This is a genomic window from Streptomyces sp. NPDC021012 (assembly GCF_044333355.1).
Lineage (GTDB): Bacteria > Actinomycetota > Actinomycetes > Streptomycetales > Streptomycetaceae > Streptomyces.
Map to the genome: position 1 here is coordinate 77810 of NZ_JBIRQU010000002.1, position 23099 is coordinate 100908.

General features: G+C 70.7%; 20 protein-coding genes and 6 pseudogenes. 10 read left to right on the top strand and 16 right to left on the bottom strand.

Annotation, left to right across the window (positions count from 1 at the left end):
* Nucleotides 1–574 precede the first annotated feature (574 nt).
* Entirely contained in the window at nt 575–2242 is a 1668-nt protein-coding gene (locus tag ACH4TP_RS05600; RefSeq protein ID WP_398435897.1) for an SWIM zinc finger domain-containing protein, read from the bottom strand.
* Nucleotides 2243–2431: 189 nt separating this feature from the next.
* Here ACH4TP_RS05600 and ACH4TP_RS05605 point away from each other — a divergent pair, with 189 nt between their 5' ends.
* Nucleotides 2432–3103 carry a hypothetical protein gene (locus ACH4TP_RS05605; protein WP_398435899.1) on the top strand — a complete coding sequence of 224 codons (672 nt, stop codon included), beginning with the start codon at nt 2432–2434 and terminating at the stop codon, nt 3101–3103.
* Between the two features lie 15 nt (nt 3104–3118).
* Nucleotides 3119–3611 (top strand): annotated as a pseudogene (locus ACH4TP_RS05610) (IS5/IS1182 family transposase); the annotation flags it as partial.
* 10 nt (nt 3612–3621) lie between these two features.
* Here ACH4TP_RS05610 and ACH4TP_RS05615 read toward each other — a convergent pair.
* The 5 genes from ACH4TP_RS05615 to ACH4TP_RS05635 all read right to left on the bottom strand — a co-directional run bounded on the left by ACH4TP_RS05615 (nt 3622) and on the right by ACH4TP_RS05635 (nt 6764).
* Nucleotides 3622–4404, bottom strand: coding sequence for a class I SAM-dependent methyltransferase (locus tag ACH4TP_RS05615; RefSeq protein ID WP_398435901.1), 783 nt, complete (start codon nt 4402–4404; stop codon nt 3622–3624).
* 133 nt (nt 4405–4537) lie between these two features.
* Entirely contained in the window at nt 4538–4831 is a 294-nt protein-coding gene (locus ACH4TP_RS05620) for a hypothetical protein (RefSeq protein WP_398435902.1), read from the bottom strand.
* The gene (locus tag ACH4TP_RS05625; RefSeq protein ID WP_398436839.1) at nt 4750–5364 is read right to left on the bottom strand and encodes a transposase; all 615 of its coding nucleotides are present in this window, start codon (nt 5362–5364) and stop codon (nt 4750–4752) included. Before ACH4TP_RS05625 ends, ACH4TP_RS05620 begins: the two co-directional genes overlap by 82 nt.
* Nucleotides 5273–5644: a hypothetical protein gene (locus ACH4TP_RS05630; protein ID WP_398436841.1), complete on the bottom strand. Its 372-nt coding sequence runs from the start codon at nt 5642–5644 to the stop codon at nt 5273–5275. Before ACH4TP_RS05630 ends, ACH4TP_RS05625 begins: the two co-directional genes overlap by 92 nt.
* Nucleotides 5645–5897: 253 nt before the next feature.
* Nucleotides 5898–6764 (bottom strand): helix-turn-helix transcriptional regulator, encoded by an 867-nt coding sequence (locus tag ACH4TP_RS05635; RefSeq protein WP_398435904.1) that lies wholly within the window; start codon nt 6762–6764, stop codon nt 5898–5900.
* A gap of 149 nt (nt 6765–6913) precedes the next feature.
* On the opposite strand from ACH4TP_RS05635, the gene ACH4TP_RS05640 reads away from it, so the two are divergent.
* From ACH4TP_RS05640 to ACH4TP_RS05665, 6 genes and pseudogenes are all read left to right on the top strand, one after another.
* Nucleotides 6914–7753 (top strand): alpha/beta fold hydrolase, encoded by an 840-nt coding sequence (locus tag ACH4TP_RS05640; protein ID WP_398435906.1) that lies wholly within the window; start codon nt 6914–6916, stop codon nt 7751–7753.
* 93 nt (nt 7754–7846) lie between these two features.
* Nucleotides 7847–8446: pseudogene (locus ACH4TP_RS05645) on the top strand (IS701 family transposase); the annotation flags it as partial.
* Nucleotides 8447–8735: 289 nt separating this feature from the next.
* On the top strand, nt 8736–9152 hold the full coding sequence (locus ACH4TP_RS05650; protein WP_398180324.1) for a GNAT family N-acetyltransferase: 417 nt from the start codon (nt 8736–8738) through the stop codon (nt 9150–9152).
* Between the two features lie 107 nt (nt 9153–9259).
* Nucleotides 9260–9688: pseudogene (locus ACH4TP_RS05655) on the top strand (transposase); the annotation flags it as partial.
* A gap of 240 nt (nt 9689–9928) precedes the next feature.
* Nucleotides 9929–10774, top strand: a pseudogene (locus tag ACH4TP_RS05660) (IS256 family transposase); the annotation flags it as partial.
* A 13-nt stretch (nt 10775–10787) separates the two neighbouring features.
* The gene (locus ACH4TP_RS05665) at nt 10788–11114 is read left to right on the top strand and encodes a hypothetical protein (RefSeq protein WP_398180321.1); all 327 of its coding nucleotides are present in this window, start codon (nt 10788–10790) and stop codon (nt 11112–11114) included.
* A 753-nt stretch (nt 11115–11867) separates the two neighbouring features.
* Here the strand turns inward: ACH4TP_RS05665 and ACH4TP_RS05670 are convergent.
* The 8 genes and pseudogenes from ACH4TP_RS05670 to ACH4TP_RS05705 form a co-directional block, all read right to left on the bottom strand.
* A complete protein-coding gene (locus ACH4TP_RS05670; protein WP_398435908.1) occupies nt 11868–13169 on the bottom strand; it encodes an NAD(P)/FAD-dependent oxidoreductase in 1302 nt (433 codons plus the stop codon).
* 121 nt (nt 13170–13290) lie between these two features.
* Complete coding sequence (locus tag ACH4TP_RS05675) at nt 13291–13638, bottom strand: hypothetical protein (protein WP_398435910.1); 348 nt, start codon at nt 13636–13638, stop codon at nt 13291–13293.
* A gap of 683 nt (nt 13639–14321) precedes the next feature.
* Complete coding sequence (locus ACH4TP_RS05680) at nt 14322–15098, bottom strand: crotonase/enoyl-CoA hydratase family protein (protein WP_398435912.1); 777 nt, start codon at nt 15096–15098, stop codon at nt 14322–14324.
* On the bottom strand, nt 15095–16318 hold the full coding sequence (locus ACH4TP_RS05685) for a cytochrome P450 (protein WP_398435914.1): 1224 nt from the start codon (nt 16316–16318) through the stop codon (nt 15095–15097). The genes ACH4TP_RS05680 and ACH4TP_RS05685 overlap by 4 nt, the downstream gene beginning before the upstream one ends.
* A gap of 538 nt (nt 16319–16856) precedes the next feature.
* Nucleotides 16857–17516: a glyoxalase gene (locus ACH4TP_RS05690; protein ID WP_398435915.1), complete on the bottom strand. Its 660-nt coding sequence runs from the start codon at nt 17514–17516 to the stop codon at nt 16857–16859.
* A 207-nt stretch (nt 17517–17723) separates the two neighbouring features.
* A pseudogene (locus ACH4TP_RS05695) lies at nt 17724–17906 on the bottom strand (IS481 family transposase); the annotation flags it as partial.
* A gap of 23 nt (nt 17907–17929) precedes the next feature.
* Entirely contained in the window at nt 17930–18946 is a 1017-nt protein-coding gene (locus ACH4TP_RS05700; RefSeq protein ID WP_398435916.1) for an NADPH:quinone oxidoreductase family protein, read from the bottom strand.
* Between the two features lie 46 nt (nt 18947–18992).
* Nucleotides 18993–19358, bottom strand: a complete 366-nt coding sequence (locus ACH4TP_RS05705) for a MerR family transcriptional regulator (RefSeq protein WP_389236391.1) — start codon at nt 19356–19358, stop codon at nt 18993–18995.
* 357 nt (nt 19359–19715) lie between these two features.
* Here ACH4TP_RS05705 and ACH4TP_RS05710 point away from each other — a divergent pair, with 357 nt between their 5' ends.
* Nucleotides 19716–20549: an NAD(P)H-binding protein gene (locus ACH4TP_RS05710; protein ID WP_398435917.1), complete on the top strand. Its 834-nt coding sequence runs from the start codon at nt 19716–19718 to the stop codon at nt 20547–20549.
* 268 nt (nt 20550–20817) lie between these two features.
* Here ACH4TP_RS05710 and ACH4TP_RS05715 read toward each other — a convergent pair whose 3' ends face one another.
* Nucleotides 20818–21789 (bottom strand): GlxA family transcriptional regulator, encoded by a 972-nt coding sequence (locus ACH4TP_RS05715; RefSeq protein WP_398180295.1) that lies wholly within the window; start codon nt 21787–21789, stop codon nt 20818–20820.
* 97 nt (nt 21790–21886) lie between these two features.
* Between ACH4TP_RS05715 and ACH4TP_RS05720 the strand changes: the two genes are divergently transcribed.
* Nucleotides 21887–22747: a dienelactone hydrolase family protein gene (locus tag ACH4TP_RS05720; protein ID WP_398435918.1), complete on the top strand. Its 861-nt coding sequence runs from the start codon at nt 21887–21889 to the stop codon at nt 22745–22747.
* 6 nt (nt 22748–22753) lie between these two features.
* Here ACH4TP_RS05720 and ACH4TP_RS05725 read toward each other — a convergent pair.
* Nucleotides 22754–22972: pseudogene (locus ACH4TP_RS05725) on the bottom strand (IS256 family transposase); the annotation flags it as partial.
* Between the last annotated feature and the right edge of the window lie 127 nt (nt 22973–23099).

The following is a 23099-nucleotide window of genomic DNA, read 5'->3' on the forward strand; positions in this document are numbered from 1 at the left end:
CCATGCCCGGAGGTGTGTCCGCAGCCCTTCGAGCCGCTTCAGTTCCCGAAGGGATCTGCCCCCGTCCGGCGCCGGAGTCCGGCCCCCAGCCGTTGTCAGACGGACCAGTTCGTGTTCCTCGACGCACGCAGCCACCGCGTCGGACACCCAGGGAAGAGTGCTTCCCGACGGCGGCAGGCCGACACACCCGTGTGCCTGGGCGACCGCGTCCACGTCCTTGGCGAATCGCTGGAGCGCGGCCGGCCCGGCCATGGCGTCCACCCCCAACGGTTCGAGCAGGAGGGCCAGCATCTCGGCTCTGAGGCTCGTCCTGTCGTTCCCCGTCCTGTCACGCATCACCGCTCCTCGTGGGGGCGGGGGTGCCTGAACTCGGGCAGTGGATACGGGCCCGGAGGAATCAGGGCCCATGACTGCTGGGACGCCCCCGCTCGCATGCCCCCGGCGATCGTGCGCGGGAGGCCGGAATGCCGGCCGAAGGTCTGCGTGATCCGCACCTCACGGGCGAACCGCCCCGCGATCATCTCCGTCGCCACAGCCCATTCCCTTGCGTCTTCAACAAGACAAACCCGATGGGTCATAGCCCGTACTCGTCCATCAGTCTCATCAGGTTCCGCTTGCGCTTCTGGGCGGCGCGCAGGTCGGTGACGTACGCGGTGAAATCGTCCGGTGTACCGAGGCGGCGGTGGCAGTCGCGGATGTGCAGGAGCAGCCTGACGAGCTGCTCGTAGGCACGGTTGCCGGTCTCGCGGGTGAGGCAGGTGGCCAGGCGGAGGTAGACGGCGAGGGCATCCGCGGGGCGGGTCGGACGGGACCGGTCCGCAAGGGTGAGCCACTGGCCGTCGTGGGCGCCGTACTCGCCGGCTGTCCGCCAGGCGGCATCGACGTCCCCGTCGTCCAGCAGGATGTCGACGAGGACCCGGTCACCGCGCGTGTCCGCCGGTTCGGCATCGGCGCGGAGGAGCGCCAGCGCCTTCTCGCGCTCGGTCGGCCAGCACTCGGCGGCAAGGGCCGCGGCACGCAACTGCTGGTAGGCGAGCAGGGTGCGGCAGGCCGCGAAGCGGTCCCGGCGCAGGGTGAGGGCGTCGGCGGACCGGTCGATCCTGGTGTAGCGGTCGGCAAGGTGGTCGATCAGGGCGGGGTCGACGGTGGCGAGGTCCGCGGTCTCCCGGATGCCGCGCTCGGCCCATTCCAGGGCTTCGGCGGTACGGCCGGCGGTGTCGAGCTCGCGGGCGATGAGCAGATGGGTACGGCCGTTCGGCGCGAGGTCGACGGCGTGCACGGCGATCACCGTGTCGACGTCCCGCGCCGACTTCGCGAGGCGCTGCATCAGATACTTCTCGGCCCAGCCGGTACGGTTCGCCTGCCATGCCTCGACCGTGTACCGACGCAGGGCGGCCCTCCCCCGCTCACCGAGCAGGTCCTCGTAGTCGAGTGGGTCGAGGTCCGTCAGGTCGGCCGCATCGTCCAGAGCATGCGTCACCAGCCAGCGCGCGAGTTCCTCCGGGTCGGGGCCGGCCGCGCGGCAGGCCTCGCGGTGGGCGTCGGCCAGGCCGGCGCCGATCCCCCCGAGCCGGCCGTCGGAGTCGTCGACGCTTCCGACCACAGCCGCCAGCATCCCGATCGCCTCCCGGGCCAGAGCCATCGCGTCGGCCGCCCGGCCGGAAGCCGTCAGTGACCGGATCGCGCTGACCACCTGCCCGGCCTGGTCGGCGTAGGCACGGGCGTCGGCGTACTCGACGTAGCCGTACTGGGCAAAAGGACCGCTGTCGAGCAACTCGCGGATACGGGAACGGATCCCGGCCACGTCACCGCAGGCGCTCGCCGCCCGCAGTTCCAGACGCCTGCGCAGGTTCCGGTCCTCGGCCATCTCCTCCCGTACGAGAACGAGGAGATCGTCCCGTGACAGGCCGGTCAACCAGGCGTCGAGGCTGCGGGTCCGGTCCCGGGCCGCCTTCCGCCGACGGGGCAGATCGGCCTCCTGGGCGATCACGGTCAGACCGAGCGCGACCAGGTGCTTGCAGAAGTTGCCCTCCTGGCCGTACGGGCAATCGCACGTGCCCGCCGGCTGCCCGCGCCCTCCCAGGAGCAGCTCCACCTCGTACCGCTCCGTGCCGCGTACCGATGCCCTGATCCAGCCGTCACCGAACTCGACCCCGGACACTTCGTCGGCATAAGCAAGTCCACGCTCGAACGAACGCTCTCCGGCCAGCGCCCTCAGCTTCGCTTCTGTAAGACCGCCCACGACTCTCCGCGCTCCGCTCCGGCTCGGACTCCCCCAACGGCCCTCACCCTAACGGCCGACGGGCCGACGGGCCGACGGGCCGATCCTCGCGTCAGGCCGTCGACAACCGATTCTCTGCGGTGCCTCACGCCCCGCCGGTATGGTCGTCGATCACCCCGACTCCCCGGGGCCTTCCTCGAAAGGTGCCCCATGGCCAAGCCCGCCACTGTGAACCTGACGAAGGAATCGCCCACGGTCTCCCTGGACAAGCACGGCGTGACCTCGGGACTGATCAGGGTCAACCTCAACTGGACCTCGCCGCAGGCCGCCGCACGGCGGGCGAACGACGAGGCACGTGGCCTGTTCGGCCGGATCCGGGCGTCGCTGCGGTCGGCCACGGCCAGGACGGTGGACCTCGACCTCGGCTGCATGATCCGCTGCACCGACGGCTCCAAGACCGTGGTCCAGGCCCTGGGCAACGCCTTCGGCGCGATGGACCGCTTCCCGTACATCGCCCTTGACGCGGACGACCGGACCGGGGCCCGGGAGACGGGAGAGAACCTGGTCGTCAACCTGGACCACCAGGCCGAGTTCCAGAAACTCCTGCTCTTCGTCTACATCTACGAAGGGTCCGGCGACTTCCGCGGCCTCGACGCGGTGGTCACCCTGACATCCGACCGCGGCGACCGCTTCCGGGTGGTTCTGGACGAATGCCCTCCACAGGCGCACGCATGCGCCATCGCCCTCATCAAACGCCAGAAGGGCGAACTCGTCATCGGACGCGAGGTGCGGTGGTTCACCCCGGCGGACGGTCCCGGAGTCCAGGACGTGATCTCCCGCGCCTACCGACTCGGCATGAAATGGACCCCCGGCCGGAAATGACGCCCCACGGTCACCACGTACGCCCTCGGGCGCGTCAGCGATCGGATCGTGTACGACAAGCTGCTGCGACTGCTCCGGTTCGGTTCGGTTGCTCCTCTCAGGCCATCGCCGACACAACCTGCTCGGCGCCCACCCTCCACACCCGCCGTGCCGGGTGGATCGCCCTCGGCGTCTTCGCCCAGCCCAAGCAGATCGCGTTCCGGTCCCACGACCGGCACGACCGATGGTCACGGCATCCCGTGGTCACGGCATCCCGCCCGGCCGGGTCCCGGCCGGAGCGAACGGCCACGGCTCCCCGCTGCCCGCCCCGCCCCGGACCTGCTGGACGGCCTCGGACCGCTGCCCGACGACCTCACACTGTCCGCCTCGGCACCGGCTACGACTCGGACAGGCCCGCACCGGACCCACCGCCCGAAACCCGCACGGCCGCATCGCGCACAAGGGCGAGAAAGCACCGGTCCAGGCCGGCCGGCGGCGGTGCGTCGAGCGCACACGCGAGTGGCGGTCCGGACGCCTTCCTACCTTCGCCGGCGGGCCTCGATGAGGAGGCGCTGCGAGTAGGCCACGAACGGACCGTGGCGTTCGATGAAGGAGTGGAGTTCCGCCAGGCGGTCGCAGTAGGCGTTCACGGTGAATCCGGGGACGGTCCAGATCACCTTGCGCAGGAAGTGGACCACCGCCGCGATGTCGTGGAACTCCATCCGGAGGGCTTCCTGGCGTACGTCGACGACGTCCAGGCCCGCCGCCTCCGCGGCGGCCACGGCCGCGATCGGGGTCGTTCCCGCGTACGTGGTGGCCGCGGGCGCGGGGCGCGGTTGCGGTGTCCGGGGTCCCATCATGAACTCGTACAGTTCCCGTACCGAGCCGGAACCGACGTGTTGGGCCAGGTACACGCCGTCCGGGCGCAGCACCCGTCGCACCTCGTCCCAGCGGGTGACCACGGGGTGTCGGCTGACCACCAGGTCGAACGACTCCCTCGCGAACGGCAGACCGGATGCGTCCTCGACCTCGACGACGTTCGCGTCGAACTTCGCCAGAGCACGGCGGGCGATCGCGATGTTCGGGGGCCAGGACTCCGTCGCCGCCAGCACCGGCGGGGCGACGGGGATCGAGGCCAGCACCTCGCCACCGCCCGTCTGGATGTCCAGTCCGGCCGCGGCCTTCGCCATCCGCTCGGCGAGCAGCCCCGCGTAACCCCAGGACGGCCGCTGCTCGCTGGCGCGGCCCGCGAACCAGGAGAAGTCCCAGCCCGCGGTGGGGACGGCCTCGCCTTCCTCGACGAGCTCTTCGAACGTACGCATGACACCGAGAATGACAGGCGGGAACGGTGCACGCATCCGCGTTTCGCCCGCTCACCGTCCGGTGCGAACCGCCTCGCGATTCCCCTACGCCCCTCGGGCCACGACACCGCGAACACAGGCCCTAAGTCGTGTTCTAGGTAGCGCGGGCAGCCAGCCATGTGGTGAGGTCGCCCGCGATCCGGTCGATGCTGGTCTCGATGGTGATGTCGTGCTCGCGGCGGGTGCTGTCGCGCCGGACGATCTCGTAGCCGCCCTCGTCCAGGACCGCGACGGAGGCGAACCAGAGGGGATCGTCGTCGGGCTGGACGACGACGAAGGTGTCGTCCGTGTCGTTCAAGTCCCTGATCAGCATGAACAGGACGTCTTCGGACGGGTCGTCGACGTGGTCGCCGTTCTCGCTGTCCGCGCGGTAGTACTCGGCGTCCACAGTCCCTCCCCCTGCGTGTGCTGCTCGAAGTCCGGCGCCGGCATGGCACGGCCGTGGCCTCGGGCCGGACCACAGCCACTGACGGATTGCCGTGACGTGGACGGCTGCCTCGAACCGAACCGCGAGCCTGTCATGGCGGGTGGTGACCGCGCGGTGCCGCTTGAGTCGGCCGATCCCTCATTCGGCCGCGTGCCGGGCCTCGTGGTCCTGCCGTCGAGAGCGGGCGGGCGACCACCCCCGCGGCCGCGGCGCTTGCGATTGCGGACCTGGCCGGCCGGTTCCGGGATCGTGCACCGGACCCCGCGTCTGCGCAGGTAGGCGCGGTTAGCGCGGGAGGAGTACGCCTTGCTGCCCCGCACGCGCAGCGGGCGACTCTTTGGCCGGCCCGGACCGGTCCTGGGCACCTGAATCGCCTCCAGGACCGGCTCGAACTGCGGGCTGTCAGCCCGCTGCCCGGCGGTGACCAGCAGCGGCAACGGCTCCTGGCCCTGCTCGCATGCCAGATGGATCTTCGTCGTGAACCCGCCCCGCAACCTGCCCAGCCCGTGATCGTCCGGCTCGGCGGCGACACCGCCGGGAGGTCCCTTGAGCTCGTCGAGCATCTCCGGGGCGAGCTGTCACTCGGGACGGTGGCACTCGTCGTCGGGGATCCGGCAGGCCCGCCTGTGGGCCTGGGCGTCGGGACCGTCCCAGGCGGCAGGCAGGGACAGCCGCCAGGACAACGGGCAGGCCTCCTCGGAGGCGGGCGTGGACACCGACGCCGATCTGGCAGTTGCCGACCTTGCCCAGGGTGCCCGAGTACTGCCGGGCCATCCCGGGCGAGGAACGGCCGTCTTCGGGGAAGCCGGTGTCGTCCACCACCCGCACCTGCGGCCGTCCAGCAGCAGCCCCCGCAGATACCACGCACCCTTCGCCCGCTGGTCCCGACACACCCACGGCGCGAACACCTCCGCCGCGAACTCCTCCGACCGGCCCCGTACCGCGGCAAGTTCCCCAGCCCTGATACAGCAGCGGACTACCACGCACCCGCCACGACAAGACCACCTGACAGAGCACTGCCAGGGGGCTAGGGGGCGGTCAGGCTCACCGCGCCGGTGTCGTGCCGGTGCTGCGGGCCGAGCACGCGCAACTCGTCCAGCACCGTGGTGCCACCCGGCGGAGGGGTGAAGATCCGCAGGTGCTGGTCCGCCGCGAGCGTCGCCAGCACCTCGCAGTCCAGGTCGATCCTGCCCAGGTCGGGATGCACGAGTCGGTACGGGTGCGACCTGCGCACCGCGACCTCGTGCCGGTCCCACAGCGCCGTGAATTCCGGGCTCGCGGCCCGGAGCCGCGCCACAAGCGAGCGGGATGCCGCGTCGTCGCCGCGACGGGTCGTCGCGGCCCGCAGGTCGGCGACCAGCTGCCGGGCCTGCTCCTCGTGTTCATCGGCCGCGAAGTGACCGCGGACGCGGGGGTCGGTGAACCAGCCCAGGACGATGTTGCGGTCCTCCTTGGCAACCGTGCACACGCACCCGAACAGCGCGAGCGCCAGGTCGTTCTGCGCCAGCAGGTCGCCCAGATCACTCACCACCTGTACGGGCACGCCGTCCAAGCGGTCGAGGAGGTACCGCAGGCCCGGCCGCAGGTACTCCCCGGCCCGTGTGCCCTCCGGCGGACGGTGCCCGGCGAGCAGGTACACGTGGTCCCGCTCGTCCTCGGTCAGCCGCAGCGCGCCCGTCAGCGCGGCGAGCACCTGGACCGAGGGCTGGGGGCCGCGGGCCTGTTCGAGCCGCATGTAGTAGTCGGCCGACATGCCGGCGAGCATCGCGACCTCCTCGCGACGCAGGCCGGGGGTCCGCCGCCTCGGCCCTTCGACGAGCCCGACGTCGCGCGGCGTCAGCCGCTCCCGGGATCTGCGCAGGAAATCGGCGAGGTCGGCACGGTTCAGTGTCATGTCCCTCTCAGGGTACCGGTGTTGTGAAAACGCATCCTGGGATCGCCGGTCCTAGGGGAAGCGATCCGATTCCGCAGCGCCGGCGGCGGCGGCACGATCGGCACAGGGTCCTCCAGGGCCTGTCCTACGAGAAGATCGGTGGTCGCACCATGAGGGAATCCGTGCTGGAAGTGCCGGGCGCGCGACTGCGCCACGTCGTCCGCGGCGAGGGGCCCCTGCTCCTGCTCGTCGCCGGCGGCCACCACGGTGTCGACGCGAACGAACCGCTCTCGCGCCACCTCGCCGACCGGTACACGGTCCTCACCTACGACCGGCGCGGCTTGTCGGGGAGCACCACCGATTCCCCCGCGACGACGCTCGCCACGCATGCCGACGACGTCTCCCGCCTGCTCTCAGCCCTCACCCCGGAGCCCGCACTCGTCTACGGCACCAGCCTCGGGGCCCTGATCTCGCTGGAGCTGACCGTCAGGCACCCGGGGCAGGTCGCGACGGTCATCGCGCACGAACCGCCCGTCACCCAGCTGCTGCCGGACCCCGGACGCACCCTCGCCCTCGGGCAGCTCCTCACCGTCGAGGAGACCTTCGGGGCGGAGGGCCCGGCCCCCGCCATGCGCAGGTTCGCGGCCTACCTGGACATCGACCCGAACGACTGCGAGCCAGACGTCCCGGCACGTGCTCCAGGGCCCGACCACCTGCGAAACTCGGAGGTCCTCCTCACGCACGACATGCCCTCCATCAGGGAGCACGTCCTCGACACGGCCGCGCTGAAGGGCTCACCGGCCCGCGTCCTGCCCGCCGCCGGCGAGAACTCGGGCCACATCTGGCCGCACACGTGCGCCGCGATGCTCGCCGGCGAACTGGGGACGCGCCTGGAGATGTTCCCCGGCGGCCACAACGGCTACATCTTCCGCCCGCGCGGAACCGCGGAACGGATCCACGCGGTGCTCGGTTCCCCAGGCAGCGACACCCGCCTGGATGAGCGGGGATGAGCGGACCGGGAGCACTCCAGCGACCGCCCCCGGTCCGGCCCCGGACCGGCCGGAGTCCGCCAGTGCCCCACCGGGCACGTCGCCGAAAGGGCCCCACCGTTCGCGGTGGTGGCCGACGCCGGATATGGAGCAAGCACGCCCTTCCGTCTGGCCCCGGAGGAGCGGGGCTCGTCCTCTTCGGTCGCGCTGACGGGCAAGAAGGTCGCCCACCACGAGGCCGCGGAGCCGGACCGGTCTGCCTACTTCCGTGAGGTCACCTGGCGTGAAGGCAGCAAGGGCCCGATGACCTCACGGTTCGCGGCACTGGCGGGTGCGACCGGCGGGCAAGCAGGCCCTGCGGGCCGCCCAGGACGCCGACGGAGGGCACCACCAGCGGGACGGGGTGCCGCCGGTGCGGACCGTGCTCGTCGAGTGGCCCGCCGAGGAGACTGTCCCGGCCGGGTACTGGATCTCCAACCTGCCGCCGGGCACACCCGTCGAGGACGTGGTGCGGTGGGCGAAGACGCGGTGGCGGATCGAGCACGACCACCGCGAACTCAAACACGGCCTGGGCCTGGACCATACGGCCTGGGCCTGGGCCATTTCGAAGGCCGGACCTGGCGCGACTGGCACCACCACGTCACCCTCGTCACCGCCGCCCAGGCCTTCCTCACCCTGCGGCGGCAAGACCCAAAAGCCCACACGCCGGCCTGACCCTCCACCAGGTCCTCGACACCCTCCAGGACCTGCTGCAGTAGTGGACCGGCACCTGCACCACCTGCGGCCGCCGACTGCCCCGCAACCCAACCAGACTCAGACCCTGACGAAGCACTGCTAATGCCGCCTCCGACAATGTTTGCCTGTTGACGAACCGACAGAGATCGGCGACGGCGGTGGGGCGGCTCCGAAGGCCGTGGAAGTGGGCGTGGTACTGGATTCTGCGCCGGGAACGCTCCAGTGACGAAGGCCAGCTCTCGATGCCGATATCTGTCAGGATCCCCGAATGGAGATCCGTCGCATCACTCAGGCCGAGTCCGTCAATGCCGCCGGGTATCTTTTCGACACCGCCCCAGTACAGGAGGCGACTGAGCAGTTCCTGGCGGACGAGCGCCACCACCTCCTGATCGCCTACGTTGACGACATCCCGGCGGGAATGGTCACTGGTGTCGAGATGACTCATCCGGACAAGGGGACCGAGATGTTCCTGTACGAGCTGGGCGTGGACGAGTCGTACCGCGGGCGTGGCGTCGGCCGGGCTTTGGTGTCGGCGCTCGCGGACCTGTCGCGCGAGCGGGGCTGCTACAGCGTGTGGACGATCACAGACGAGGACAACGCGGCGGCACTGGCGACGTACAGCCGCGCCGGCGGCGTCCCGGAAGCGGGACAGGTGGTGCTCACCTGGACATTCGACCAGCCGTAGATCCACGCGACGGAGCCGCTTCCCGTACCAGGGCGTCGGCGTCCCACCGTCCGGCTGGTCGCCCGGGTGGCGCGGGTTCCGCCAAGCTGTCCTGGCGGCGGGCTCAGATGGTGCTGCTGTCCGCCCGGGGCATGCCGGTGGCGAGGTCGCGGAGGTGACGTTCACGAGCGCGGACCGGGTTCGGGACGTGATCCACAACTTCAACGCTGACGGCTTCGACCCGCTCTACCCGAAGTACAAGGGCGGACGCCCCAGGACGTTCGCCCTCCCGGAACGCCGGGAGATCAAGAAGATCGCCAAGTCCAAGCCGGCTGAGCACGGCCTGCCGTTCTCGACCCGGAGCCTGGCCGAAATGGCCGACTTCCTGGTCACCGGGCGAACCCGAAGTCGGCTACCACATGGACGAGTTCGGGCCGCGTAACCTGTAGCCCCACCCCGGGCGGCAGTGGGCCGAGCGCGGCGGCCAAGGCAAGGCCCCCCACCGCGAGCCCCGCCCTCGGCGGCGGGCCACCTACACTCGTCCGCACGCCGAAAGGGAGCAATGCTCAGGACTTGTGGATCGACCTCGGGCGGGGACGCGGAGGGCGTACCTTCCCGAATGATCCGTGAGGTCTCCGAGTAGGCCCGCGTTGCAGCCCGGGTCGGGAAGGCATGCCCGTGCTCAGCGCAGTCAGCGGCGACGGCTCCACACAGTCCGGCTCCCTGATCGACGAGATCGTCCGGGAGGGCGCCTGGTGGTCCGCAACGGCCACCACCGACCCCGCACCGTCGTCATCGCGGCTGGCCTGTCGCCGGCCACGGTCGCCCGGCTGGCCAAGCAGTGGGCCGACGACCACGCCGCCTTCCGATCCCGGGACCTGTACGACCGCGACTTCGTCTACGTCTACGTCTGGGCAGACGGCATGCACCCGAAGGTGCGGCTCAGGCAGGCGCACTCGTGCGTCCTGGCCCTGCCCGACGTGCGCCTGGACGGCACCAAAGAGCTCATCGCCCTGGCCGAGGGGCTGCGCGAGTCGACCGAGTCGTGGGCCGACCTGCTGCGTGACTGCCGCCGACGCGGCATGCGCGACCCCGAACTGGTCGTAGGCGGCGGCGCGATGGGCCTGCGTAAGGCCCTCGCCGAGGTCTTCCCTGCCGTCCGCCATCAGCGCTGCCGGGTCCACAAGGCCCGCAACGTAGCGAACTGCCTGCCCAAGTCCGCACAGCCCGGGGCCACGAAGGCCATACGGGAGATCTACAACGCCGAGGACCGGACCCACACCGAGAAGGCGATCGAGGCATTCGCCCGCGCCTGCGGCACGAAGTGGCCGAAGGCGGCCGCAAAGATCACCGACGACCGGGACGAACAGCCGGCGTTCTACGACTTCCCGGCCGAGCACTGGAACCACCGGCGGACCACGAATCCGATCGGGTCGACGTTCTCCACGGTCAAGCTCCGCACGAAGGTCACCCGAGGCGCGGGCAGCCCGGCCGCGGCCCTCGCGATGGTGTTCAAGCTCGTCGAGTCCGCCCAGTCCCGCTGGCGGGCGATCACCGACGCCCGCCTGGTCCCGCTCATCCGCGCCGGCGCCCGCTTCGAAAACGGCCACCTGGTCGAACGCACCGAGAACCACGCAGCCTGAGGAGAATTACACAATGACCGTCACCGACACCTACGGCGCGAACACCCACACGGCCCAGCAGCTGGCCGACCTCCTCGCCGAGCGACTGCCGGCGACCTTCGCCGAGCACGACAGCGACTACTTCGGCGTCTATTTCCTCGCCACACTCACCGACACGACCCGCATCAAGGTCCAACCCAACACCGTTCCCGGAGACGACGGCGAAGACGACCTCCTTGAGGACGACCACCCCGACGTGCCCGTCCTCCTCATCGTCACCGCACCGGCCGAGGCTCAGCTCCTGAGCACGGAGCTCGCAGCCGTCGAGGGACTCACCCTGCTCCGGTCATCCCGAAACTGAGAAGCCACCGATCCACAGGCATTCGGTGGTGACGATTGCTCCAGAGCAGGTCGACACCGCCGTAGCTTCGGGCCCCGGCCCTCTCAAGATCCGTCCCAGATCCCCAGACGCTTGAGCCGACGCTGCCGGAGCCGTTCCGAGACGGCCGTGAGAGCGAAGACAACCCCGATGAGCAGCCCGAACATCACGGCGGACAAGGGATCATCCGGCTGCTCCTCGCGGGACAACAACAAGAGGAAGAGGGTGAAGGGCACAGCGGCGCAGAGACCGGTGCCTATCGGGTGTCGGGCCACCCACTTCTGTATCCGCGTCGGACGCCGCTGCCCACCCAGGGCCCGGTCCCAAGCCCAAAACCCATCCGCCAGAGACCGCCGCCGGTTCGCCACCGCAGAAGGGTACGGCAGCCGGTCGGCTGCCCCGGCCGAGAGCCCACCACCGGCCACCGGCAGGGCGAGGCGCGGTGAACCGTCAGGCGTTCGACCTCCGCGCCCGAACCGCTCGTGCCTGTGCGATCGCCGTGAAGACGACGACAGCCACCGAAGCCCCCAGTCCAGTGGCGAGACGGCGCGTCCCCTGATGCGGCCCTCCGCAGCTCCGGTAGGGCCCCAAGGTTCTCACCGTCGTCACCGGCACCGACGGGCAATACGCCGACCAGGGCTTCCACCTCCTGGTTCCGTAACCGGGCGTCTCACACGGAACGAGACGGAGCCGGGTGGTCCAGGGGCCGCCCGGCTCCGTCTCGGCGCCGGGTGGTCAGCACAGTCCGTAGGGCGGACGGAGGTAGTCGGGACGCCCCGCTGCCGCACCCGGTTCGTGGGCGGGGGCGAATGTCTCCTGGGACAGGGGCAGGTCCCATCGGTCGCCGAGGACGAGGGTCGCGGCGAGGCGTCCGATCTCGTCGGATCCGCGGGCGCCGTGGCCGTTGCCGCCGACGGCCACGGTCAGGCTCTTGTCCTTGTCCAGGTGGCCGAGGTACGGGTAGCGCGTGGGCGTCTTGTCGACGACGCAGCACGCCTCGCGTACGGAGACCGGCTCCAGACCGGGCAGCAGGACCTTCGTCATCCGGGACAGGAGTGCGGACTGCTGCGGGGTGATGCGCTGCCGGGCGTACCAGGTGTGGATCTCGTCCGTGGTGCGCAGCTCGCGGACGGCGGGCTGCATGGCGGGTCCGATGCGCAGGTACCAGCGGCCGTCGGGGTAGCGCAGGGGCGGGAGGAGGTAGGCGGACAGGTTGGCGTCGCCGGAGTCCTCGGGGTCGATGGTGACGACGGTGGGCAGGTCCTGAAGTGCGGGGAGGTGGCGGTCGGCGACCTCGTAGAGCAGGTTGGGCTCGGTGAAGGTCTGGAGGTCGAGTCGGTACGGGCGGGGAAGGGCGTTGTTGTGGTTGACCAGGGAGCCGGCCGCGATCAGGAGCTTGTCGGCCCGTACGGTCACGGTGGCCCCGGTCGTGGCGGTCTGCGTGCGTACGTGCCAGGGTCCTGCCGGGCCGTCCCTGTGGATGCCGGTGACCGTGGCGCGGAGCAGTCGTGCGCCTGCCGCCTGCGCCAGTGCCAGTTGGGCCCGGACCAGGTGCCGCGGGTTGAGGTGGCCGGCGCTCTTGCGCTCCAGGAGTCCCTCGACGCCGCCGTTCATCGGGGGCAGGCCCAGGCCGGGGAACTCCTGGCGCAGGTCGGCTGCGGTCATCCGGTCCACGGTGACGCCGTCGTCCTCACTCGTACGCAGCATCGTGTCGGTGTGTTCGCGCAGGGAGGCGGCGATCAATGCGAGGGCTCCGCACTCCTGGAAGAAGCCGACGCCTGACTCGGCCTCGATGTCCCGGTAGCGCGCCGTCGAGCGGCTGTCCACGGTCCCCCAGAAGCGGTCCCAGCCCAGACAGCGCGCGATGCGGGACTCGTCGTGGTACGCGCCGAACTCGCTCAGACGCGCCGCCGCCGGACGGTCCGGTTCCGGGGGCCCGACGATCACCGTGTCGGCTCCGGAACGGCTGAGGTACTTGGCCGCCGCCGAGCCGAACATGCCAGCCCCGACGACCACCACATCGGCGTTGCGCGCCATCACGTTCCTCCGGCGGTCGGGGGTGCACCACGCCCACCCTCGCCGCCGGGGGCGGGTGCGGCATTCGGGAGCGGCCGGGGCATGGGCCGGACGGGTGAGTACGCGGACCCGCGATGCCTGATCACAGGGCCGCGAGGCCGGATCGTCCCGTTGATCGGAGCCTGTGCTCCAGGCGCAGGATTTCCTCGGCCACCCGGGCGGGGCCGGGGCGAGCGGTGGCGATCAGGCCCCACTGGCCGGGTACGCAGACCAGCGCGCGAGTGCGACGGGAGTCGGCGGTGCCGCGGTCGACGAGCGAGCGCGGGCCGGGCAGGTCGAGGCCGGGTGCGGGTCGGATGACCTTGGTGGCCGAGGCGAGGCCGGCGAGTGGCCGGCCGTCGCTGGTGAGGGCGGTGCGGGCGGTGTCGTGGAAGGCGCGTACGGAGTCGGCGCCGCAGGCGGAGAGGTTGAGGTCCTGCGTTCCGATCACGGGTGTGCTGCCGAGGTGGCCGCCCACCCGGGCGATGGCGAAGTCGACGCCACCGTTGGCCAGGCCACGACCACGCGAGATGGGTCGTGACCGGTACGGGCCCGGCGGCGGCGATGGCGGAACCGGGAAGGCGCGGCAGCGACGCGCCGAATGTGGCGGCGAACGGAATCCAGCCGAGCGCTTGAGCCACAGCCGCAGGATCTGGATCGGCTCGTCCAGCGCGTACACCCGGATGCCCGGCTCACCGCGGACCGCTCCGGCCGGACGCAGCTCCTGACGGACGGCGTACGGGAGCTGCTCCGGCTCAGGCCAAGGAGCCGGCGGCAGAGGTCCGAGGGCTTCTCCTCGGCAAGCATGAGCGGACAGGCCTGGAAGCCCTCCCGGGCCGGGGCGCGGAGCTCGGGCGCGGTGATGTGCCGGGCCGTGCTGCCCGCCTGGCCCAACGTGCCCCCCGGGTCGTTGACTGCCATGCGCGTCCTCTTCTCCCAGCGGGTCGAGCGAGACCGGAATCAGCGTCTCGAACCCGACGCGACGCCCTTCTACCGTCCCGCCATGCGCGTCTCGTTCCGGCAGACGAGCGGAGTGAACGGCATCCCGGGCTCGACCGGCAACGTCTGCCCTACGGGGAACGCCCGGAGGCCGGCTCGTTCCCGAGGCTCATCAGACCCGGTCGCCGGCCCTGGTCAGCTCGTCCAGGCCGGGGGTCTCTTCTCGCAGAACGCGCGGGTGCCCTCGGCCGCCGCGTCCGTGCGGAAGACCGGAGCGGTGAGCGGGTCCTGGACGGTGAACGCCGCGTGGTCGTCGAAGCCACCGGTGGCGTTGACGACCCGCCGGGTGATCCGGACCGCCTGCGGGGAGTTGGCGCGGATCCGCGCGGCCAGGGCGAGCGCGCCGTCAAGGGCTTCGCCCTCATCGGTGAGCTGGTTGACAAGGCCGTGCCGGGCGGCGTCGGCCGCCGGGAGAGGGGAGGCGGTCAGGAGGAGTTCCATGGCCAGGTGGTGGGGAAGGCGCCGGGGCAGACGGATGGCTCCGCCTTCCGAGGCGACGAGGCCGCGCGCGACTTCGGGCAGCGCGAAGAAGGCGGTACGGGTGGCGGCGACGAGGTCGCAGGCGAGGACGAGTTCGAAGCCTCCGGCCACCGCCGCTCCTTCGACGGCGGCGATGACCGGCTTGGACCGTCGGGCACGGGTCAGGCCGGCGAGTCCCCGATCGGCGACTCTGGGAACCCCTTCCGAGGGGAAGGCTTTGAGGTCCATGCCGGAGCAGAAGTGGCCGCCCGCTCCGGTGAGGATGCCGACGTCGAGGCCCGGGTCGTCCTCCAGGAGCGTGAGCGCGGCGTCGACGGCGTCGGCGAGGGCCTGGTCGATGGCGTTGCGGACGTGGGGACGGTTGAGGGTGATGACCAGGACGCCGTCCCGTCGCTCGGTCAGGACCGCTTGTTCCGTGGTGTTCGTGCTCATCGTGTCCTCTCGGTACGGGGCTGGGAGGGGCATCGGCGGACGAGGGGCAGTGCCGCGAGGCCGCGCATGACGCGGGCCGGTCGCCAGGGCAGTTCGTCGGCGGGCTTGGCCGTCTCCACGGGGCCGAGGCGTTCCAGGAGCAGGGGGAAGGCGACGGCGCCTTCGAGACGGGCCAGGCCGGCGCCGATGCAGAAGTGCGGCCCGTATCCGAAGGCGAGATGGTCGTTGGGCGTCCGGCCGAGATCGAGGCGGTCGGGGTCCGGGAAGCGTGCCTCGTCCCGGTTGGCGGAGCCGATCAGGAGGCTCACGATCTCCCCGGCCGCGATGGTCCGCCCGTGCAGCTCGATCGGTTCGGCGGCGCACCGGAAGGTCGCGTCCCTGACGGGCGAGTCGTAGCGCAGGAGCTCCTCGACCGCCGTGGTGAGCAGCGTCGGGCCTGTGCCCCGCGCGGTCAGGCGCTCGGCCTGCTCGGGGTGGTGCAGCAGGGCGAGCATCCCGTTGCCGATCAGGTTCATCGTGGTGTCGTGCCCGACCAGCAGCAGGAGGTAGGCGGTGGAGCGCAGTTCCTCCTCGGTGATGGTGCCGCTCTCGTCGCCCGCCCGCACCAGGGCGCCCAGCAGGTCGGTGCCGCCGGGCGACCGGCCGGACCGCTTCCCGGCGATGAGGACGTCCAGGAGTTCGTGGAGACCCCGTTGCGCACGGGCCGGGTGGGCGGATGCGTCGGGGCTGATGGTGGCCATGAGCGTGTCGCGGGTGGCCGCCGTGTCGAGGTGGTCGGGGACGCCGAGGATCGCGCGGATCATCCGGAACGTCAGCGGCGCCGCGAAGTCCGCGATCAGATCGATGTGCGTACGGTGCTCGACCCGGTCGAGGAGGCGGTGCGCGACCTCCGCGATGAAAGGTTCCAGCATGGCGATCCGGCGGGGTACGAACGCCGAGTTGACCAGCGCCCGCAGGCGGGTGTGGTCGGGGGGATCGGCGTGGACCAGGTGCCGGTTGAGCCCGGTCGGCCCCGGCACGTACCCGGGGACCCGCCTCGGGTCCTTGCTCAGACGGGGATCGGTCAGCAGGGCACGTACGTCCTCGTACCGCGAGACCTGCCACACCGCGGGCCTGCCGGGACGCCGCTCGGCGTGGACGGGCGCGTGACGGCGCAGCCAGCCGAAGTACGGGTAGGGATCACGCAGCCGAGCCGCCAGGAAGTCGGCGGGCGGTTCCACGGGCGCTGCGGTGGCTGGGGTGGGTGGGGCGGGCACGGCTTCTCCGACGCTCGTCGTCCTGACGGTCACCACACCAACGAATCAGCCGACACCGGGACACGAGTGCGCTGACCAGGCCGCCGGGCATGTCAAACGCCGTGCACCACCCCGAGGGGTGAAACCGCCTGCCCGACAAGAGCTCTTCGAACCCCGGACAGGAGGGGAGGCCCCGAAGCTCGACGGAGCCGACACCACCGTCAGTCGGGGCGAAGCGCGCTGATCCGGACTCCATGGGGCCCCGCAGCCCACTGCTGGCAAGAGCCGTCCCGAGAATGCCCGAAGTTCTCGGCAACCGTCAGCAGGTAGGGGTGTTTACGCAAGTCAGAGCCACCCCGCTCCCCCGCCCACCAAGCGCTTTCCAAGCACTTGGCCGCAGGTTCGAGTCCTGCCGGGGGCGCAAGATCGGGACCCTCCTTCGGGAGGGTCTTTTGCTGCTCCGGGGTGGTTTCCGGTTTCCTCTCGTACCGGGTCAGGCGGGGCGAGAGTGCGGGGGCGGGGGTCAGGACGGTGTGGGGGCGAGTGTCGCGGCCGGCTCCCAGGCGAAGCCGTCCGGGTCGCTGAAGGTGTCGGTGGTGCCGCCGAGGACGACGCGGTGCGAGCCGGTGCCGTCGGCGGGGACGCCGAGGTCCTTGGCCAGGGCGCGGCGCTTGTACAGCGCCAGCTTGACGGGACCGGCCTGGCCGGCGGCGAACTCGGCGTACTTGCCGCCGAAGCTCTTGGCCACGCTCAGGCCCCGGCCGACGTAGAACTCCTTGGTGGCCTTCACGTCCTCGACGCCGATCAGCAGGACGACCTCGTCGATCTCGCGGGTGTCGGGGCCGGTGTGCTTCTTCGCCGAGGTCGCGATCTTCCAGATCGTCCCGTCCGGGGCCTGGACGACGCCGCCGTAGCCCCACAGCGACTTCGCGGCGGGCTTCAGCACCGTGGCGCCCGCGTCCACGGCGGCGCCGACGAAGCCGTCGACGGTAGCCGGGTTGGAAACCGTGAGCGCCAGGGTGAAGCCGCGGAACCCGGTGGAGTGCGCCTCGGACGCCCGCAGGCGTACGCGCTCGTCCACCCCGAAGGCGCGGTAGAAGCGGCGGGCGGAGTCGAGGTCGGCCACCTCGAGGGTGACGGACGTGAGGGAGGTGCGGGCTGCGGTGGAAGTGGTGGTTGCCATGTCCTTCACGCTAGGGGCTGGGTGGCGGCCGGGGCTTCTCGATTCCTGACCGGTCTGGAGACCTGCTTCGACACGCATGCCGACACCCCCCTTTCACTGTGATCGCCGGACCCGCGTCGCGGGCCGTACCCGCAGCATCGGCAGGGTCGGCCACCGTACCCGCCGCCTGGCGCCGGAAGGCCCGGGGCCGCATGCCGACCAGCTCGTGGAGGAGCGGCCCAGCAGCCCGAGTTCATCATGCTGGCGGTAGTGGTCGACCCGTTTCGACGCGCAGGCACGGGAGACCCCCCGTCTCGGCTGCCACGTGGGCGATCGGGCGGCGTGGGCAACACTGCACGAGCCGAAGTCGTAGTCCTCCCTCGGGGACAGTGGAGCATTGCGGTGAAGCACAGGGCGGTGGAGCACAGGCGTTCCTAGCGCCAGGGATCGAGGGCAAGCTTGCCTCGGGTCTGGCCCGCTTCGAGTTGCTGGAGCACCGCCGGCCCTTCGGCCAGGGGATACACGTGTGGGGTGCCAGGCGGGTAGACGCCGTGGGCGATGAGAGCCTCGATCTCGACGAGCAACGACTGGTAGAGGGAGGGGGCCGCGACCGCCAGCGCGCCGATGTGCAGGCCCTTGATCTGGACCTGGTGGGTGAAGACCAGGTCGTGCGTGGTCACCGTGGCGTCACCGGAAGCGGCGCCGAACACGACGATGCGTCCGGTGAAGGGCTTGGTGACCGACAGGCTGGCCTCGAACGTGGCCCGGCCCACCGATTCCAGGACCAGATCGACCCCGCCGGTGAGGCGATCGATCTCCTCAGCCAGATCAGGGCGTCGGCTGTCCAGCACCTCATCGGCACCGAGCTCTCTGACGGCTTCGTGCTTCGCCGGTGACGCCGTGGCGATCACCCGTGCACCGTAGTGGCGGGCAAGGCGGACGGCAGCCTGCCCGACGCCGCCGGCCGCGGCATGAACGAGCACCACCTCACCCGCCTTGACCTCACCCAGCGGCTTGAGCGCTGCCAGGGCGGTGGCCCAGTTCAGCACCAGGCCCAGGGCTTCGGCGTCGCTCCAGCCGGATGGCACGGGAAGCGCACCCGCGACCGGCATCGTCATGTACTGCGCGAAGGCGCCCGTCCCGGCTCCGACGACGTGGGTGCCGAGCGGCAGCGGGTTCCCGACGCCCGGGCCGACCTCCACGATCTCGCCGGCGGCCTCGAAGCCCGCCACGTAGGGTGCCTGCGGGCCTCCTCCGTAGGTGCCGCGGGTCTGCATGACATCGGCGAAGTTGACCCCGGCGGCGCCGACGCGGATCAGGTACTCGCCGGGCCCCGGGGCGGGGCGACGGCGGTCCGCCCTGAGAGCCATGTCCTCCGGTCCCCGGTGCGACTGCTGGACCAGTGCTCGAACGGTCTGGTCGGCGGTGTTCTGCTGCTTGTCGATCTCCATGTGCCGACCGTAGGAACCTCACACTTGCGTCAAGGTCAAGCGGCGGTCAGAGATCAGTACGGCGGGCCTCTCGCAGGTAGGCGTCGAGTGCCGCCTGCTGATCGCTGAGAACGGCGATGCGGGCGGCAAGCCGGTCGCGGTGGCCCTGCACCTCGTGCAGGAACTCCGCGCACACCACTTCGGTGCCGGCATCGGATCCGTCAGTGAGGCCGGGCAGGACTTCCCTGATCAACCGCACGGGCAGCCCGGACTCCAGCAGGGAGCGGATGACGAGGACCCTGTCGATGGTGGACTGGCAGTAGTCACGGAACCCATTGCCGAAACGACCGGGGACGATCAAGCCCTCGTCCTCGTAGTGCCGCAACGACCGCGCACTCACGCCGCTGACCCTGGAAGCCTCGCCGATCTTCATACGAGCAGCCAACGTCCGGGAGCACCGCAATCTTCCGGCACTCGCTACGACGAGCCGACGACCTGCTCAGGCGTCAACGGCCTCATGTCCCGCAACAGCCGACGGGCAGCCCGGCCGCGCTGCGCCCGTACCGGCTGTGAAGGCGTGCGACGGATCGCTGACAGTGGCCACGCGGTGAGACCGTCAGTCGTCAGCCCTGTCCGTCAGCCCTGCCCTGCCTTCTTCGCCGCACTCTTGAAACATGTGGGGCGGCCGGGGAGCGAAGAGCATGCGCGGGGCCCGGGGCTCCTTGACCTGAAGCAAGGTTGAGGTTCTAGCGTGCTGTCCAGTTGATCATCTGACGACGGGAGACAGCTCGTGATCCTCGTGACCGGTGCCACCGGAAACATAGGCAGTGCCCTGCTGGAGGAACTGCACGCGCGCGGTGCCGGTCCGCTCCGGGGGCTCACCCGTAATACCGCACGGGCCCTCTTCCCCGAAGGGGTCGAGGCCGTGGAGGGCGACTTCGCGAAGCCGGCGTCGTTGAAGCCCGTGCTGGAAGGGGTGCGCTCACTGTTTCTCGTGTCGCGCCTGGGCCCGGATGCCGACGTCCTCGAAGCCGCCCGGCATGCGGGGGTGGAACACGTCGTCCTCGTGTCGTCCATCACCGTCCAGACCCACCCGCACCTCGGCCCCGCAGGCGAGAACCTGGCGGTGGAGCAGCTGCTCAAGGAGAGCGGCATGGCCTGGACGGTTCTGCGGCCGACACAGTTCGCCTCGAACGCCCTCATGTGGGCGGCTTCCATCCGTGGCGGTGAGACCGTCCGCGCGCCGTACGCGGACACCGCCCTGCCGACCGTCCACCCCGCGGACATCGCGTCGGTGGCACGGGTGGCTCTTACCGAGCCCGGCCACCAGGGGCGTACGTACGCCTTGACGGGTCCGGAGCCGGTGACCGCCCGGCAGCAGGTCGAGGCCATCGCGGCAGCACTGGGCCGGGAGCTTCCCTTCGCCGGGATCAGCCGCCAGGAGGCCCACGCGCAGATGGCCGCGGTCTTCGGGGCGGAGGCCGCGGACGCGGTGCTCGATGTCACGGGCGGAGACGTGAACGACGAGCTGCTGATGGTGCGCGACACGGTTTCACGGGTCACTGGAACGCCGGCCCGCCCGTTTCGGCAGTGGGCTTCGGAGAACGCCCACGCCTTCGCGTGAAACGCCTGAGCCTCGGTACGGTGACCTGCACTCGGCTCGCGCCGGGTGGCGCGGGCCGCGGCTGAATCGACGGGCGGTACGACTGACTGATCGTCGGTCCTCTTCTCACTCCGGTTCTCACTCCGGGTCCGCCCACATGGCGTCCGAATGAGGAGCACCATCGCGAAGCGCCGTGCGCGCTTCGACCCCGAGATCCGCGCCTACCGGGTCCGCGAGATCTACGACGAACAGGTGACGACCCGGAAGGAGCCCGCCGAGCGCGTGGCCATCAGTCGGCACCGCGCCGGAAGGTTGCGCGGTAGTCCCTCGGGCGTCGTCCGGTGTGCTTGGCGAAGAGAGCGGCGAAGGTTCCGGAGTCCTTGTACCCGACCGCGGTGGAGATGCCGGCGACGGTTCGGTCTGTGGTCTCAAGGAGGTGGCGGGCGCGACGGACGCGCGACGACTGCAGGTACTCGAGAGGACTCTGGCCCGTCGCGTCCGCGAAGCGCCGCAGCAGAGTACGGGTGCTGACCCCGAAGGTGTCCGCCAACGCGGCGAGGTCGTACCGGGCGGCGAGGTTCTGGTCGAGGTGCCGCATGACCTTGCGGGAGAACTCGTTTCCGGGCTGCGGAAGAAGTCGCGCGTCGACGTACGGAGTCTGGGACGACCGCGCATGGTCGACGAGCGCCACCCGCGCGGTCGTCCGCGCCACGCCGGCACCGCTGTGTCGGCGGATGAGCTCCAGTGCGAAGTCGTACATGGCGCTGAAGGCCGCCGTCGTCGTCACCCCCTTGTCGGTGACGACCAGACGTTCGGGTCGGACATCGGTCTCCGGACAGCGCCGAGCCAGTTCGTCGGCGAGGAACCATGCCGTCGTGGCCCGGCGCCGGTTGAGAAGCCCTGCTTCGGCGAGCAGGAACGCACCGACGCAGATCGAGACGACGGCATGACCCGCAGCGGCGTGTGAGCGGATTGCCGCGATTTCAGGGGCGAGGGCTACGAGCTTCGCGTCCACGTCGAGGCCCGGCACGAGCTCGAACCCTGGCACGACAAGGACGTCGACCTCGCGCAGCGAAGAGACGGCCAACGCCGCACCACCTGACGCGACGACGCGACGCCGAGGCGAAACGATCGACACCTCGTAGCCGGCGCGGTCCGGACCGGCGACGTGCGTGGCCATCGTCAACAGATCGGGGACGCCGAACACCTCGGACGCGAAGCAGCCCGGATAGGCCAGGACACCGACCCGCAGCGCGCTCACACTCGCCTCCCGAGCATCGTGCCTATGGCGAGATCACCCCTTTACGTGGCGATCCAGCCTATCGCCTTGTGCGGGTACACCAGTCCACGCTGTCGCCATGAATGCTCCCAACGGACGTCTTGACGACGCGATCACGGACTTCTCCCGCCGACTGGTGGACGTGGACGGGGCGGTGAAGACGGTGTATGCCGCGGGTTCCGGGCCGGCCGTCGTGTTGATGCCGGAGATGCCCGGTATCAGTCCTGACGTCCTTCGGCTGGCCCGGTGGGTGCGGGATGCGGGCTTCACCGTCCACGTCCCCTCACTCTTCGGGGTCGACGGTGCCTATCCCACGGTCGAGGGCGGTCAGGAGGTGGTCCGTCGCGCGTGTGTCAGCGCCGAGTTCCGTGCGTTCGCGGGAGGCGGCACCAGCCCCGTCGCGGCGTGGTTACGCGGGCTGGCGCGCCAAGCCCACGCCGAGTGCGGCGGTCCGGGGATCGGCGCGATCGGACTGTGCTTCACCGGCAACTTCGCACTCACCATGGCGATCGAGCCGGCTGTCATCGCGCCGGTGGTCAACCACCCGTCACTGCCGCTGGACGATCCCGCCGGACTCGAGATGAGCGAAGAGGACGCGCGCGCGATCCAGGACCGCGTCGCACGCGACGGACTGAAGGTCCTCGCCTACCGCTTCGACGACGACCGCTGGTGCACCGGGCAGCGCTTCGCCGCGTACCGAGCACTCCTCGGCGACGCCTTCGACGGCCGCGTCCTTCCGGGCGATTCCGCGAACACGAACCCGCCCCCGTTCTTCCGCGACGTGGTCGGGTCCCCCCACAGCGCTGTCACCGCCCACCTCGTCGACGAGGACGGACATCCCACGCTGAAGGCCAGGGACGAGATCCTCGCCTTCCTGACCGAACGTCTGAGCCGGTCTGGACACTCGGAGGGCAATCACCAAGACCTGCAGACCACTTGAGTTCGTTCATGCCGCGACGGTCCCGGGACGTTCGACGAGTCGGCCGCGTTCGAAGCGGGCCCCGGCCCGCACCAGTGACACCAGGTGGGCATCGTTGACGGATCGCCAGCTGGCTTGGGCGCACTCGACCCGCTTGAAGGCCATGGCGAATCCGGCCACCCGGGAGTCGGCGCCCCGGGTGACCTTGGCCCGGAGGCGGACGGTGGCGGTGGTGACCTCCCTGGGCCGTCAGTAGCCGTTTCGGACCACCGGACGGCAGCGATTCTCCCGGAATCTGCCCTCCACCGGCAGCGGACGGGACCGCCTGCACGCCAGTCCCAGCACCCAGAACAGCGATCACAGCGGTGGCAGG

What these genes read in the sequence shown, in the direction of transcription:
- ACH4TP_RS05705 (WP_389236391.1), bottom strand. Translation starts at nt 19,358, where the DNA reads ATGAAGATCGGCGAGGCTTCCAGGGTCAGCGGCGTGAGTGCGCGGTCG.
- ACH4TP_RS05640 (WP_398435906.1), top strand. Translation starts at nt 6,914, where the DNA reads ATGAGGGAATCCGTGCTGGAAGTGCCGGGCGCGCGACTGCGCCACGTC.
- ACH4TP_RS05665 (WP_398180321.1), top strand. Translation starts at nt 10,788, where the DNA reads ATGACCGTCACCGACACCTACGGCGCGAACACCCACACGGCCCAGCAG.
- ACH4TP_RS05630 (WP_398436841.1), bottom strand. Translation starts at nt 5,644, where the DNA reads ATGGCCCGGCAGTACTCGGGCACCCTGGGCAAGGTCGGCAACTGCCAG.
- ACH4TP_RS05635 (WP_398435904.1), bottom strand. Translation starts at nt 6,764, where the DNA reads ATGACACTGAACCGTGCCGACCTCGCCGATTTCCTGCGCAGATCCCGG.
- ACH4TP_RS05700 (WP_398435916.1), bottom strand. Translation starts at nt 18,946, where the DNA reads ATGGAGATCGACAAGCAGCAGAACACCGCCGACCAGACCGTTCGAGCA.
- ACH4TP_RS05690 (WP_398435915.1), bottom strand. Translation starts at nt 17,516, where the DNA reads ATGGCAACCACCACTTCCACCGCAGCCCGCACCTCCCTCACGTCCGTC.
- ACH4TP_RS05615 (WP_398435901.1), bottom strand. Translation starts at nt 4,404, where the DNA reads ATGCGTACGTTCGAAGAGCTCGTCGAGGAAGGCGAGGCCGTCCCCACC.
- ACH4TP_RS05720 (WP_398435918.1), top strand. Translation starts at nt 21,887, where the DNA reads ATGAATGCTCCCAACGGACGTCTTGACGACGCGATCACGGACTTCTCC.
- ACH4TP_RS05605 (WP_398435899.1), top strand. Translation starts at nt 2,432, where the DNA reads ATGGCCAAGCCCGCCACTGTGAACCTGACGAAGGAATCGCCCACGGTC.
- ACH4TP_RS05650 (WP_398180324.1), top strand. Translation starts at nt 8,736, where the DNA reads ATGGAGATCCGTCGCATCACTCAGGCCGAGTCCGTCAATGCCGCCGGG.
- ACH4TP_RS05680 (WP_398435912.1), bottom strand. Translation starts at nt 15,098, where the DNA reads ATGAGCACGAACACCACGGAACAAGCGGTCCTGACCGAGCGACGGGAC.
- ACH4TP_RS05670 (WP_398435908.1), bottom strand. Translation starts at nt 13,169, where the DNA reads ATGGCGCGCAACGCCGATGTGGTGGTCGTCGGGGCTGGCATGTTCGGC.